An 11956-nucleotide genomic window follows, 5' to 3' on the forward strand; every position below is an offset into this window, starting at 1 on the left:
GACAGCGTCTTGCGGCCCCAGTCAACCTCGGAAATCGCCTTGATGATGTTCGCCCGCGCCTGCGGCTTGTCCGCAGGTGCGACCGAATCCTCGAGGTCCAAGTTGATCACATCCGCCGCGCTTGCCGCCATCTTGGCGAAGAGTTCAGGCCGCGAGCCGGGGCCAAATAGCTGGCAGCGGTTCGGGCGGGCGGGGGCAGGGGGTTGCAGGCGGAAGCTCATCGGGAAGTCCTGTGGGAAAGGATATTACGTTGGGTTCGTCATCATGGTTATAATGTTGCGCGCTGCAGTGCAACATTCGTTTTGCTGACGCAGCAAGACAGCCGACTTTCCAATCCTGCGACGGGCTCCTAAAGTCCCGCCCATGATCACCGCCAAGGCCGAGACCTTCCCGCTTCGCAACCCCTTCACCATCTCGCGCGGGTCGAAGACCGAGGCGAGGGTGGTGACCTGCACCATCACCCGCGACGGCCACCACGGCTGGGGTGAGGGGCTGCCCTATCCGCGCTATGGCGAGACGGTGGAGGAGGCGGTGGCGGCGATCCAGGCGCTGCCGGAGGGGATCACGCGGGCCGCCCTGCAGACGGTGATGAAACCCGGCGCGGTGCGGAACGCGGTGGACTGCGCGCTGTGGGATCTGGAGGCGAAGGCCTCGGGTCGGCCGGTCTGGCAGTTGGCCGGACTGGCACAGCCGAAGCCAGTGGAGATCGCCTTTACCCTGTCGCTGGACACGCCCGAGAAGATGCGGGAGGCGGCGGCGCGCAATGCCCACCGGGCGGTCCTGAAGGTCAAGCTCGGCACCCCCGCCGACATGCCGCGTATCGAGGCGGTCCGCGCTGGTGCCCCAAAGGTCCGCCTGATCGTCGACGCGAACGAAGGCTGGACGCCCGAGGTCTACACCGACCTTGCCCCGCACCTGATCCGGCTGGGGGTGGAGATGGTGGAGCAACCCCTGCCGCAGGGGGCCGACGAGATGCTGGCCGAGATCGCCCGCCCGCTGCCCGTCTGTGCGGATGAAAGCGCCCACGATGCGGCCTCCTTGCCCGGGCTGATCGGCAAGTACGACGTGGTCAACTTGAAGCTCGACAAGACCGGCGGTCTGACCGAGGCCCTCAAGGCGCGGGATGAGGCGCGGCGGTTGGGGCTGAAAGTGATGGTCGGCTGCATGATCTCGACCTCGCTGTCGATGGCCCCGGCGATCCTGGTCGCGCAGGGGGCGGACTGGTCGGACCTTGACGGCCCCGCCGACATGGCGCAGGACCGCGACCATCCGGTTGTCTACGACGACCGTCACATCCACCCGGCCCTGCCGCAGCTTTGGGGATAGAGAATGACCCGCACCGTCTATGTGAATGGCGACTACCTGCCCGAGGGCGAGGCGAAGGTGTCGATCTTCGACCGGGGGTTCCTGATGGCCGACGGGGTCTATGAGGTGACCTCGGTTTTGGACGGCAAGCTGATCGACTTCGACGGCCACATCCGGCGGCTGGAGCGGTCGCTGAAGGAGCTGGAGATGACCTGCCCGGTCTCGTCCGAGGAGCTGCTGGCGATGCATCGCGAGCTGGTCCGCCTGAACGGTATCGATCAAGGGATGATCTACCTGCAGGTCACGCGGGGCAATCCGGGGGACCGGAGTTTCATGTTTCCGGCGGCTGACGTGACGGGGACCATCGTGGCCTTCACTCAGAACATCCCGAACCTGGCGGATGCTCCGGCGGCGAAGGTCGGGTTCAAGGTCATCACGATCCCGGACCTGCGGTGGTCGCGGGTCGACATCAAGACGGTGCAGCTCCTCTACCCCTCGATGGGGAAGATGGCGGCGAAGAAGGCGGGGGTGGATGACAGCTGGTTCACCGACGAGGACGGGGCGGTGACCGAGGGGACCTCGAACAACGCCTACATCGTGAAGGGGAACCGGATCATCACCCGGGCCCTGGGGAACGACATCCTGCACGGGATCACCCGGGCGGCGGTGCTGCGGTTCGCGGCGGAGGCTCAGTTCGAGGTGGAGGAGCGGGCGTTCACTCCGGCGGAGGCTCAGGGGGCGGATGAGGCTTTCTCGACGGCTGCCTCGATCTTCGTGATGCCGGTGGTCGAGGTGGATGGGAAGCCGGTGGGATCGGGCAAGCCGGGACCGGTCGCGACGCGGCTGCGGGAGATCTATCTGGACGAGATGCGGAAGGCGGCGATCTGAAAGTGTCCACGGTGGACAATCGCGGCGTTTCCTTCGGGATCAAGGGCTTGCGATTTTCTGTTAGGGGTTTCTTAACTTCTGTCCGCGCGTGTCCGGGGGCCGCATGACGCTCTATATCGATGCCGATGCCTGCCCGGTGAAGGGCGAGGCGGAGACGGTCGCCACCCGGCACAAGGTGCGGATGGTGGTGGTGTCGAATGGGGGCATACGGCCCTCAGCGAACCCGTTGGTAGAGAGCGTCTTCGTGGGCCAGGGGCCGGACGAGGCGGACAAGTACATTGCCGAGGCTTGCGGGCCGGGGGATGTGGTCGTGACCGGGGACATTCCGCTCGCCGCGAAATGCGTGGCGGCGGGGGCTCGGGTGGTCAAGCACAACGGCGAGGAGCTGACGGCGGCCAATGTCGGCATGGCTCTGGCGACGCGGGATCTGATGCAGGATCTGCGCTCGGCCGATCCGTTCCGGCAGGGGGGCGGGAAGATGTTTTCCAAGGCGGACCGGAGCCGGTTTCTGGATGTGCTGGACCGGGTGCTGCGGGCGGCGGCGCGGGGTGGTTGATGCGGACGGTGCGCTGTAGCAAGGCCTACGATGGCGATGCGGTGGTGCGGGGTGGTCGGCAGGGGTGGTGCGCCATGAATGCGCACCCTACGGGGCGGTGAGCCGCGCGCTGTTTTCCTTGGACGGGTTCCGGCGCGGGGCGCGGGATGGGGTGCCGCTGGCGGTCAGCATCTTCGCCTATGGGGTGGGGTTCGGGCTGGTGGCGGCGCAGGCCGGGTTTGGCGTGGGCAAGGCGGTGGCGACCAGCGCGGCGATCTATTCCGGCTCGGCGCAGTTGGCGGCGGTGAACCTGCTGCAGACCGGCGAGGCGACACTTTGGGCGCTGTTTGCCACGATCCTGGTGATCAATGCGCGGTATCTTCTGTTTGGCGCGGCGCTGCAGCCCTGGCTCTGGTCGGCGGGGCCGCTGCGGGCCTATGGGAGCCTCCTTCTCCTCGGCGATGCCAACTGGCTGCTGACGATGCGCAGGATCCGGGAGGGTGAGGCGGATCGGGCATACCTGGCCGGGACGGGTGCGCCGATCACGCTTGGGTGGCTGGCGGGGACGGCGTTAGGGGCGGGGGCGGTTTCTGTGCTGCCGCGGCCGGAGGCCTTGGGGTTCGACCTGATGCTCGCCTGCTTTGCCGCGGGGATGGTGACGGCGATGGTGAAGGTCAGGGCGGACCTGCTGCCGGTGGCGGTGGGCGCGGGGACGGCGTTGCTGATGGCGCATCTGTTCGGCCCGGCCCCGGCGATCATCGCGGCGGGGCTGGCGGGGGCCGCGGTGGCGGCTTTGGTGCATCGATGACCGAGAGCTTTCCAGTCCTGCTGGCGGTGATGGCGTCGGCGGCCTTCCTGTGTCGGGTGGCAGGGTTCACCCTGATGCGGTTCGTGCCCGTGTCGCCCCGGGTTGAGGCCGCGCTGCGGGCGACGCCCTTGGCGGTCATGGCGGGGATCACGGCGCTGGCGGTGCAGGCGGGCGGGTTGGCCGAAGGGCTGGCGCTGGCGTCCGTCGTGGGGCTGACGCTCGTGTTGCGGAGCGATGTGGCGGCGGCGTTGCTTGGCGTCGTCGTGGTGGCCGCGCTGCGTTGGGCGGGGGTTTGAGGATCATGAGCGAGCCCCCCACCCCCATCCCCTCCCCACGGAGGGGGAGGGGAGGCGCCCAACTGGGAGGTCACCCGACAAAGCAAAACCGGCGGCCCTTGCGGGACCGCCGGTTTGCAGTTCTTGACCTTGGTAGCCTAGTGCAGCCGGGCTTCGACCTGGGCGATGGCCTCATCGATCGAGGCCGAGGCCGCGTCGGCGGTCATCTGCTTGGACAGGACCTCACCCGCAGCGGCAACGGCCACCGAGACGGCCTGTTCGCGCACCTGGCGGATCGCGGCGGCTTCGGCCGAGGCGATCTGTTCGGTGGCCGAGGCCAGACGGCGGGCGATCGAGGCCTTGAGGTCCTCTTTCGCCTGGGCGGCCGCGGCAAGTGCCTCGTCCTTCGCTTGCGCGACGATGCGGTCGGCCTGTTCCTGGACTTCCTTCTGGCGGCGTTCGTAGGTCGCAAGGATCGACTTGGCTTCCTCGCGCAGGGCGCGGGCCTCGTCGAGTTCGGCCTTGATCGTCGCCGCGCGGGCGTCGAGCATGCCCAGAAGTTTCGCCGGAACCTTCAGGTAGACCAGAAGGCCGACGAAGCAGAGGAAGCCGATCAGAACCACGAAGTTCGTGTTCTGCAGCGAAAAGAACGGACCCGTTGCCGCCATTGCGGGCGAGGCGGAGAGGGCGAGGAGAATGGAAAGCTTCTTCATCGCCTTACCCTTTCAGCCGAGCGGAGACAGCCGCGGTGACGGTGGCCGCATCGGCCTTGCCACCCAGGGCCGCAACCAGTTCGCCCGCCACGTCCTTGGCCACTTCGGCAACCGCGGCTGCGGCACCGTCGCGGATCGCGGCGATGGTCTTTTCCGATTCCGCCGCCTTGGCAGCGATTTCGGCGTCGGCCCGGGCGGTGGCGGCGTCGAGGTCCTTCTGGATCTCGGCCTTGGCCTGGGCGACGATCTTGGCCGCCTCGGTCCGGGCGTTGGCCAAGGCGTCGTTGTAGGCCTTTTCGGCGGCGACGGCCTTCTGCTTCAGCTCTTCGGCTGCGGCAAGATCATTGGTGATCGTGCTTTTCCGATCCGCCAGCACCGCGCCGATGCGCGGCAGGGCGATCTTCGACAGCACGAAGTAGATCACGACCAGCGTGACCAGAAGCCAGAAGATCTGGTTCGGCCAGGTCGAGAAGTCGAGCTGGGGCATGCCCAAAGCCTTTCCCGCCTCGGCAGTTGCTTCGGTTGCCATGTGGCCTCTCCTGAACTTTTGGAACCTGGGCCGGACGGATGCCCGGCCCGGATGTCAGCCCAAAAGGATCAGACGGCGAACATCAGCAGGAGAGCGATCAGGAACGAGAAGATCCCGAGAGCTTCCGCGAAGGCGATGCCGACGAAGAGGTTGGCCATCTGGCCCGGAGCGGCGGAGGGGTTCCGCAGAGCGCCGGCGAGGAAGTTGCCAGCGATGTGGCCCACGCCGATGCCGGCGCCGCCGAGACCGATGGTGGCCAGACCGGCACCGATGTACTTGCCGAGGAGCGCGAGTTCGCCTTCCATGATATTCTCCTTTGGAATGCTGGGGGTTGGTTGTCCGGACCTTAGTGGTGGGCTTCGCCGACGGCGTCGCGCAGGTACACGCAGGTCAGAATGGTGAAGACGTAGGCCTGGACCGAGGCGACCAGCACCTCAAGCCCGTAGATCGCGACGATGGCGGCGATCGGGACCACGGAGGCGACGCCCATCGCACCGGCAAAGCCCGCGAAGACCTTGATCACGGCGTGGCCGGCCATCAGGTTGCCGCCAAGACGGATGGAGTGCGAAAGGGGCCGCACGAAGTAGGAGATGAGCTCGATCACCGCGAGGATCGGGCGCAGCGCGAGGGGCGCCGACGAGACCCAGAACATCGACAGGAAGCCGATGCCCTTGCGGTAGAAGCCGACCAGCGTGACGGTCAGGAACACCAGGAGCGCAAGGACCGCCGTGACGGCGATGTGCGAGGTGGTGGTGAAGGACATCGGGATCAGGCCGAGGATGTTCGACAGGAAGACGAACATGAAGAGCGTCATGATGTAGGGGAAGAACTTCAGCGCTTCGTGGCCGGCGACGTCCTCGACCATCTTGTGGATGAAGCCGTAGAACAGTTCCGCGACCGACTGCCCGCGCGAGGGGACGATGGCCCGACGACGGGTCGACAGGACCAGAAGCGCGATCATCGCAAGGACGGCGATGCCCATCCAGAGGGTGACGTTGGTGGGGGTATACCACTCGACCGGGCCGTCGCCGAACAGCGGCTTGACCACGAACTGATCCATCGGGTGGATCTGCAGCCCGCTGCCGTGTTCTTCCGTCGCCATCGTCAGTTCCCTTCCTTGTCGGCCTTTTCGGCCTTTCGTCCCAGTTCCCTCGCCGTGCCCAGCATCGTCCGGATGCCGGCGGCGAAGCCGAAGAGCGAGAAGATCACCAGGAAGACCGGCAGTGTGCCGAACAGCACGTCAAGCCCGTAACCGATGGCGGACCCCAGCATGATGCCGGTCGCCAGCTCGATCACCATCCTCCAGGCCACCTCGCCCTGCGAGAAACCCTTGGCCGTGTTGGTCTGCGGCGGCGGCGCCTTTCCCTTGACCTTCTGCAGCTTCTCTTCGAGAGCCTTCAGCCGGTCTGGATCGGGTTCGGACGCCATCGGACAGGTCCTTTCACGGTCGGGGCGGTTCTACGGAGTGGGGGAGAAGGAGTCAAGCAGGCAGATCGGGCGGCAAGGGATTGAAAAGACTATGCTTTGCTGGATGCCGCAGGGCCGATCCGGATGGCTTCGGGGCTTTTCCATATTCAACCCCGCGGTTGACGATTGCGGGGGGCCGGGAAATAGTCCTGCCATGACCGACCGACTGGATGCCGTCTTTGCCGCGCTGGCCGACCCGACACGGCGGGCGATCCTTGCCATGCTGCTGGAGGACGACATGGCGGTCACCGATGTGGCCGAGCCCTTCGACATGAGCCTGGCAGCCATCTCCAAGCACCTCGCGGTGCTGGCAGAGGCGGGGCTGATCAGCCGCGAGAAGCGGGGCCGGGTGATCTGGTGCAAGCTGGAGCCCGAGGCGATGCGCGAGGCCTCGGTCTGGATGCGGGCCTTCGGGCAGGTCGACCCCTTGGACCTCGATGCTTTCGAGCGCTTCCTGGAGCAGGAGTTGTCCGAGGAGGACTAGTGCTTGCGCTTCCAGCGATGGGCGAGGAGGCGGGCTTTCCTTCTGGCGCGGATCACGAAGGCGGAAATCGGGCCGCGCAGGATCGGCAGGTCGACGGCCAGAAGGAGGAGGCCCAAGGGCAGCATCCAGATGCCAAGGACTGGCAGGAAGGAGAAAAAGCCCCCCGCGATCAACAGTAGCGCCACGGGAAAGCGGATCGGGAACCAGCTGTGGCGCCGCAGGGTGGACATCGGCCCGCGCAGCGGCGGGACCAGGCGCCCCAGCGCGTCGAACTGTCGTTGAAACCTGCGCTCGCGCGGCGTCATGGGCCCCTCCGTAAGGACAGGAAATGGCGATCCCCGGCCTTTGGTTCAAGCCCGCCCGGTTTGACGCAAGGTTATCAGCGGAAGCACGCGCGCGGGCGTTGCCGGGCGACCGGGGCCCGCCTTAACCTGTCGCGGCGGCGGGGGCCGCAACGGGAGGCAATGATGCTGAAAGGCAAAAGCTGGGATGAGTGGATCGCGGACTATGCGACCAGCCACCAGAACCGCTGGAACCGGCTGACCCATACGTTCGGGATACCGATGATCGTGGTGTCCATCGCTCTGGGCCTGCTGTCGGTTTTCGTCAGCGGGCTGTGGCAATGGGCGGCGGGACTGTTCGTGCTGGGCTGGGTGCTGCAGTTCGTGGGCCACGCCTTCGAGGGGAAACCGCCAGAGTTCCTGAAGGACTGGCGGTTCCTGTTCGTGGGCACCCGCTGGTGGTGGAAGAAGGTCACCGGGCGGGCCTGAGGCGCCGAAATCTTCGAAGATTTCGGACCGGAGCCTTTGAAGGCTCCGATACGATTTCTTCGAAGAAATCGGTTAGCCGTCGATGCGGATGCGGGCGTTCGTCGGGTCGAAGGGGCTGTCCTCGGTGACGACGGCGTCCCATTCCTTGAGCTGGATCTTGACCTTCAGCTTCTGCCCCGGCTCTGCCAGCGCGGCGGGGACATAGCCCATGCCGATCTGCTTTCCGAAGGCCACCGAATAGCCGCCCGAGGTCAGGCGTCCGACCTTGATACCGTCATGGATGATCGCCTCCTTGCCCCACGGATCGGTGTCCGACGGCCCGTCGATCAGAAGCGTGACGCATTTCGCGCGGATGCCGGTGTCGAGCATCTTCTGCTTGCCGCGGAAGTCCTTCGACAGGTCCACGAAGCGGTCAAGTGCGGCTTCCAAGGGCGTCGCGTCGCGGCCGAGTTCGGAACCAAAGGCGCGGTAGGATTTCTCCTGACGCAGCCAGTTCTGCGCGCGGGCTCCGACGCCTTTCAACCCGTGCTTCTCGCCTACCGACCAGATCAGGTCCCAGAGGTAGCGGCCGAACTCGATCGGGTAGTGGAGTTCCCAGCCAAGCTCGCCGGTATAGGCCACGCGGACGGCGCGGACGGGGCACATGCCCAGTTCGATGTCGCGGTAACTGAGCCAGGGGAAGCGCTTGTTGCCCAGAACCGTGTCGGGGTCGGCGTCCTTGACGATGTCCTTCAGCAGGGCGCGGGCGTTCGGGCCGGCCAGAGCGTAGACGCCCCACTGGGTGGTCACGTCGTGGATGTCGATATGGCCCTTGCCTTCCGCCATCCAGTCATCCGCGCATTTCTGCAGGAAATCATAGTCATAGGCCGTCCAGGCCCCGGCGGAGATCAGGTAGTACTCGTCCTGCTTCAGCCGGACGATGGTGTATTCGGTCCGCGTGGTGCCGTGGTCGGTCAGCGCATAGGTCAGGTTGATCCGGCCCACGTTCGGCAACTTGTTGCAGGTGAAGTGGTCGAGGAAGGCCGTCGCTCCCGGCCCGCGCACGAGGTGCTTGGTGAAGGCCGAGGCGTCGATGATGCCAACGGTGTTGCGGACGGCTTCCGCTTCCGCTTTCGCATAGGGCCACCAGGTGCCACGGCGGAAGCTGCGGCCGTTGTGGTCGAAGTCGGCGGGGGCGTCCTTCGGGCCATAGTAGTTCGGGCGTTCCCAGCCGTTCACCTGGCCGAACTGTGCGCCCATTTCCTTCTGCCGGTCATAGGCCGGCGCGGTGCGCAGGGGGCGGCAGGCTTCGCGCTCTTCATCCGGGTGGTGCAGGATGAAGACGTGGTCGTAGCACTCCTCGTTCTTGCGCGAGGCGTATTCCGTGGTCATCCAGCCGCCGAAGCGCTTGGGGTCGAGGGAGGCCATGTCGATCTCGGCCTCGCCTTGCGTCATGAGTTGCGCAAGGTAGTAACCCGTGCCGCCCGCGGCGGTGATGCCGAAGGAGAAGCCTTCCGCCAGCCACATGTTGCGCAGGCCCGGGGCGGGGCCGACCAGCGGGTTGCCGTCGGGGGTGTAGCAGATCGGGCCGTTGTAATCGTCCTTGAGGCCCACGGTCTCGGACGACGGGATGCGGTGGATGAAGGACATGTATTCCTGCTCGATCCGCTCAAGATCCAGCGGGAAGAGGTCGGCGCGGAAGCTGTCGGGGACGCCGTACTGGAAGCGCGCGGGCGCGCCTTTTTCGTAGGGGCCGAGGATCCAGCCGCCGCGTTCCTCACGCACGTACCACTTGGCGTCGGCGTCGCGGAGGACCGGGTGCTGCGGGTTGGTCTTGCGCCATTCGACAAGGGCCGGGTCGGGCTCGGTCACGATGTACTGGTGCTCGACGACGACGGCGGGGGTCTTGATGCCGAGGAGTTTCGCCGTGCGCTGGGCATGGTTGCCGGTGGCGGTGACGACGTGTTCGGCGGTGATGTCGAACTTGTCCTCGGTGGCGACGAGCATCCCGCCTTTTTCTTCCAGACGGGTGCAGGAGACGATCCATTCCGACCCGGTCCAGCGGTAGCCGTCGACCTGGATCTTGCGCTCGATGGTTGCACCCAGCTGGCGGGCACCCTTCGCCATGGCCTGGGTCACGTCGGCCGGGTTGATGTAGCCGTCCTGCGGGTGATAGAGCGCGCCGATCAGGTCCTCGGTCCGCACCAGCGGCCAGCGGTCCTTGATTTCCTTGGGCGTCAGGAATTCGTGGTAGACCCCGGCGGTCTCAGCCACGGAGGAGTAGAGCATGTACTCGTCCATCCGCTGCTGGTGCTGCGCCATCCGCAGGTTGCCGACGACGTAGAAGCCGGGGTTGAGGCCGGTTTCCGCCTCGAGCCCCTTGTAGAAGTCGACCGAGTACTTGTGGATGTGGGTCGTCGCGTAGCTCATGTTGAAGAGCGGCAGAAGGCCCGCAGCGTGCCAGGTGGAGCCGGCGGTCAGCTCGTCACGCTCGACCAGCATGGTGTCCCATCCGGCCTTCGCCAGGTGGTAGGCGATGCCGGTACCGACGGCGCCGCCGCCGACGACGAGGGCCTTGACGTGGGTTTTCATGGAAGGGACTCCCGCAAAAGATTTGCCCCTATCTGCCAGAGCCGGGGGAAAGCGGGCAAAGTTACGCGACCTTTGAGGTCCGAAAACGACATGCTGTCGGTCATGCACAAGAACGTGGGGCAGGGTTTGCGCGGCGGGCAAGGGTTTTCACCGCTTTGCCGCAGTCTTGCCCGTTTCTTGGATTTCAACAGGCCGCATGGAAAAGGCAGAATCGTTTACAACTTCACCGATATCCCCGGCCCGACCCGCGCTGGTCGCACTGGCGGCGATCGTTGTCTCCTGGCTGGCGGAATATGCCGCTCAGGTGATGGCCTTTGGGCCAGGGGGCGAGCTGTCGCTCTGGGGTGTGCAGCTGGCCGTGGCACAAAGCGCGGTGGTTGTGGCGGGGCTGGTCATCGGGCTGGCGCTGGTCGGGCGGATGGACCTCTTGGCGCGGATGGTCACGGCTTTGTTCCTGCTGGTGGCGCTGGTGAACCTGACGATGTGGACGCTGTATCGCGAGGCGCCGCAACTGTTCGAGACAACGGCGCGGGTCGAGGCGATGCGGGGCCTGTCGCACCTGGTGCAGATCGCGCTTCTGGTCTGGCTGCTGCGCGCTCCGCTGCGGCAGTGGCTGCGTGCGGGGCTGGTGATGGCGGTGGTGTTCCTGGGGACGAAGGAGGTGGCGCTGCGCTGGTTCAGCGTGGAGGAGCTGTACGTCTTTCCGCAGGTGGCCATGTCCGACACCTACACCGTGGTCGACGTCGAGGGGCTTTATGCCGCGCAGGACCGGCTGATGGGAGAGCAGGTGGCAGCTCTGGTGCCGCAGGTGCCGGGCCAGACCGACGTCTTCGCGCTGGCCTTGGGCGGGACCGAGGATCAATCGGTCTTCCTGACCGAGGTGGAAAGCGTCTCGGCGATCCTGGATGCGCAGTATGGGTCGGGTCCGCGCACGCTGAAGCTGGCCAACAGCCATGACCACCCGACGCGCTATCCGATGGCGAACCGCGCGAACCTGGCCCGCGCGCTGAAGGAGATCGGGGCGCGGCAGGGGGCGGAGGACCTCGCGTTCCTGTTCCTGACCTCGCACGGGAAGGAGGACCTCTTTTCACTGGATTTCTACGAGGCGGGGACCAAGGACCTGACGGCGGCGGAGTTCAAGGCGATGCTGGACGACAGCGGGATCGGTCCGGCGGTGATCGTCGTCTCCGCCTGCCATTCGGGGTCGTTCATCGACGACATCGAAGCGCCGGACCGGCTGGTGATCACGGCGGCGCGGGGCGACCGGACGTCCTTCGGCTGCCGCGATGGGGCAGAGTGGACGGAGTTCGGGGAATCCTTCTTCCACAAGGCGCTGCGGGCCGAGCCCGACCCGCGCAAGGCCTTTCCCGTGGCGGTCGAGGATGTGACGCGGAAGGAACTGGCGGACGATCTGACGCCGAGCCTGCCGCAGATCAGCGAAGGGGCGTTGATCGGCCCGGTGCTCGACCGGGTGCTTGCGCGCTGACGGGGGCTTTGGCCGCACCCGTTTCGCGACTGGCGCTTGCGCCCAAGGCGAAGGTCCGGGCGGCGGGTCCCTTGCCGTCGCGGCGGTTCTGCGCAAGGCTGGCCCCGACCAGCAGGAGCGCCACA

The 11956-nt window shown here is 66.3% G+C and carries 16 protein-coding genes; 8 read left to right on the forward strand and 8 right to left on the reverse strand.

The window, feature by feature from the left end; all coding sequences use genetic code 11:
- Positions 1 to 221 (reverse strand): aldolase/citrate lyase family protein (locus ACE3Q6_RS20145; RefSeq protein ID WP_374436432.1); only part of this gene is annotated, 221 nt, incomplete at its 3' end.
- Between the two features lie 142 nt (positions 222 to 363).
- Between ACE3Q6_RS20145 and dgcA the strand changes: the two genes are divergently transcribed.
- From dgcA to ACE3Q6_RS20170, 5 genes are all read left to right on the forward strand, one after another.
- The gene (gene dgcA / locus ACE3Q6_RS20150; RefSeq protein WP_374436435.1) at positions 364 to 1326 is read left to right on the forward strand and encodes an N-acetyl-D-Glu racemase DgcA; all 963 of its coding nucleotides are present in this window, start codon (positions 364 to 366) and stop codon (positions 1324 to 1326) included.
- A gap of 3 nt (positions 1327 to 1329) precedes the next feature.
- Complete coding sequence (locus ACE3Q6_RS20155; protein ID WP_374436438.1) at positions 1330 to 2193, forward strand: D-amino-acid transaminase; 864 nt, start codon at positions 1330 to 1332, stop codon at positions 2191 to 2193.
- Between the two features lie 103 nt (positions 2194 to 2296).
- A complete protein-coding gene (locus ACE3Q6_RS20160; protein WP_374436440.1) occupies positions 2297 to 2749 on the forward strand; it encodes a YaiI/YqxD family protein in 453 nt (150 codons plus the stop codon).
- A gap of 67 nt (positions 2750 to 2816) precedes the next feature.
- Positions 2817 to 3536: an AzlC family ABC transporter permease gene (locus ACE3Q6_RS20165; RefSeq protein ID WP_374436442.1), complete on the forward strand. Its 720-nt coding sequence runs from the start codon at positions 2817 to 2819 to the stop codon at positions 3534 to 3536.
- Positions 3533 to 3832, forward strand: coding sequence for an AzlD family protein (locus tag ACE3Q6_RS20170; protein WP_374436444.1), 300 nt, complete (start codon positions 3533 to 3535; stop codon positions 3830 to 3832). Before ACE3Q6_RS20165 ends, ACE3Q6_RS20170 begins: the two co-directional genes overlap by 4 nt.
- 137 nt (positions 3833 to 3969) lie before the next feature.
- Here the strand turns inward: ACE3Q6_RS20170 and ACE3Q6_RS20175 are convergent, their stop codons facing one another.
- The 5 genes from ACE3Q6_RS20175 to ACE3Q6_RS20195 form a co-directional block, all read right to left on the reverse strand.
- Positions 3970 to 4524, reverse strand: coding sequence for a F0F1 ATP synthase subunit B (locus ACE3Q6_RS20175; protein WP_374436446.1), 555 nt, complete (start codon positions 4522 to 4524; stop codon positions 3970 to 3972).
- Between the two features lie 4 nt (positions 4525 to 4528).
- On the reverse strand, positions 4529 to 5053 hold the full coding sequence (locus ACE3Q6_RS20180; RefSeq protein ID WP_374436448.1) for a F0F1 ATP synthase subunit B': 525 nt from the start codon (positions 5051 to 5053) through the stop codon (positions 4529 to 4531).
- A 68-nt stretch (positions 5054 to 5121) separates the two neighbouring features.
- Entirely contained in the window at positions 5122 to 5358 is a 237-nt protein-coding gene (locus ACE3Q6_RS20185; protein WP_135448301.1) for a F0F1 ATP synthase subunit C, read from the reverse strand.
- A gap of 41 nt (positions 5359 to 5399) precedes the next feature.
- Positions 5400 to 6155, reverse strand: a complete 756-nt coding sequence (locus ACE3Q6_RS20190) for a F0F1 ATP synthase subunit A (protein WP_374436450.1) — start codon at positions 6153 to 6155, stop codon at positions 5400 to 5402.
- Positions 6156 to 6157: 2 nt separating this feature from the next.
- A complete protein-coding gene (locus ACE3Q6_RS20195; protein ID WP_374436453.1) occupies positions 6158 to 6481 on the reverse strand; it encodes an AtpZ/AtpI family protein in 324 nt (107 codons plus the stop codon).
- 193 nt (positions 6482 to 6674) lie between these two features.
- Here ACE3Q6_RS20195 and ACE3Q6_RS20200 point away from each other — a divergent pair, with 193 nt between their 5' ends.
- Positions 6675 to 7004 (forward strand): ArsR/SmtB family transcription factor, encoded by a 330-nt coding sequence (locus ACE3Q6_RS20200; RefSeq protein WP_374436455.1) that lies wholly within the window; start codon positions 6675 to 6677, stop codon positions 7002 to 7004.
- On the opposite strand, the gene ACE3Q6_RS20205 is transcribed toward ACE3Q6_RS20200, so the two are convergent.
- Positions 7001 to 7309, reverse strand: a complete 309-nt coding sequence (locus tag ACE3Q6_RS20205) for a hypothetical protein (RefSeq protein WP_374436457.1) — start codon at positions 7307 to 7309, stop codon at positions 7001 to 7003. The genes ACE3Q6_RS20200 and ACE3Q6_RS20205 overlap by 4 nt on opposite strands.
- 162 nt (positions 7310 to 7471) lie before the next feature.
- Here ACE3Q6_RS20205 and ACE3Q6_RS20210 point away from each other — a divergent pair, with 162 nt between their 5' ends.
- A complete protein-coding gene (locus ACE3Q6_RS20210) occupies positions 7472 to 7774 on the forward strand; it encodes an Mpo1-like protein (protein WP_374436459.1) in 303 nt (100 codons plus the stop codon).
- 72 nt (positions 7775 to 7846) lie between these two features.
- Here the strand turns inward: ACE3Q6_RS20210 and ACE3Q6_RS20215 are convergent, their stop codons facing one another.
- Positions 7847 to 10345 carry an FAD-dependent oxidoreductase gene (locus ACE3Q6_RS20215; RefSeq protein ID WP_374436460.1) on the reverse strand — a complete coding sequence of 833 codons (2499 nt, stop codon included), beginning with the start codon at positions 10343 to 10345 and terminating at the stop codon, positions 7847 to 7849.
- Positions 10346 to 10541: 196 nt separating this feature from the next.
- Between ACE3Q6_RS20215 and ACE3Q6_RS20220 the strand changes: the two genes are divergently transcribed.
- A complete protein-coding gene (locus ACE3Q6_RS20220) occupies positions 10542 to 11831 on the forward strand; it encodes a C13 family peptidase (RefSeq protein WP_374436463.1) in 1290 nt (429 codons plus the stop codon).
- The last annotated feature ends 125 nt before the right edge of the window (positions 11832 to 11956 follow it).

Origin of the sequence: Tabrizicola sp., from assembly GCF_041913445.1 — a bacterium.
In the GTDB taxonomy this organism is placed as follows: domain Bacteria; phylum Pseudomonadota; class Alphaproteobacteria; order Rhodobacterales; family Rhodobacteraceae; genus Tabrizicola.

Coding starts and splice junctions, on each gene's coding strand:
- dgcA (WP_374436435.1), top strand. CDS start 364: ATGATCACCGCCAAGGCCGAGACCTTCCCGCTTCGCAACCCCTTCACC.
- ACE3Q6_RS20215 (WP_374436460.1), bottom strand. CDS start 10,345: ATGAAAACCCACGTCAAGGCCCTCGTCGTCGGCGGCGGCGCCGTCGGT.
- ACE3Q6_RS20185 (WP_135448301.1), bottom strand. CDS start 5,358: ATGGAAGGCGAACTCGCGCTCCTCGGCAAGTACATCGGTGCCGGTCTG.
- ACE3Q6_RS20200 (WP_374436455.1), top strand. CDS start 6,675: ATGACCGACCGACTGGATGCCGTCTTTGCCGCGCTGGCCGACCCGACA.
- ACE3Q6_RS20180 (WP_374436448.1), bottom strand. CDS start 5,053: ATGGCAACCGAAGCAACTGCCGAGGCGGGAAAGGCTTTGGGCATGCCC.
- ACE3Q6_RS20170 (WP_374436444.1), top strand. CDS start 3,533: ATGACCGAGAGCTTTCCAGTCCTGCTGGCGGTGATGGCGTCGGCGGCC.
- ACE3Q6_RS20220 (WP_374436463.1), top strand. CDS start 10,542: ATGGAAAAGGCAGAATCGTTTACAACTTCACCGATATCCCCGGCCCGA.
- ACE3Q6_RS20160 (WP_374436440.1), top strand. CDS start 2,297: ATGACGCTCTATATCGATGCCGATGCCTGCCCGGTGAAGGGCGAGGCG.
- ACE3Q6_RS20175 (WP_374436446.1), bottom strand. CDS start 4,524: ATGAAGAAGCTTTCCATTCTCCTCGCCCTCTCCGCCTCGCCCGCAATG.
- ACE3Q6_RS20190 (WP_374436450.1), bottom strand. CDS start 6,155: ATGGCGACGGAAGAACACGGCAGCGGGCTGCAGATCCACCCGATGGAT.
- ACE3Q6_RS20195 (WP_374436453.1), bottom strand. CDS start 6,481: ATGGCGTCCGAACCCGATCCAGACCGGCTGAAGGCTCTCGAAGAGAAG.
- ACE3Q6_RS20205 (WP_374436457.1), bottom strand. CDS start 7,309: ATGACGCCGCGCGAGCGCAGGTTTCAACGACAGTTCGACGCGCTGGGG.
- ACE3Q6_RS20155 (WP_374436438.1), top strand. CDS start 1,330: ATGACCCGCACCGTCTATGTGAATGGCGACTACCTGCCCGAGGGCGAG.
- ACE3Q6_RS20210 (WP_374436459.1), top strand. CDS start 7,472: ATGCTGAAAGGCAAAAGCTGGGATGAGTGGATCGCGGACTATGCGACC.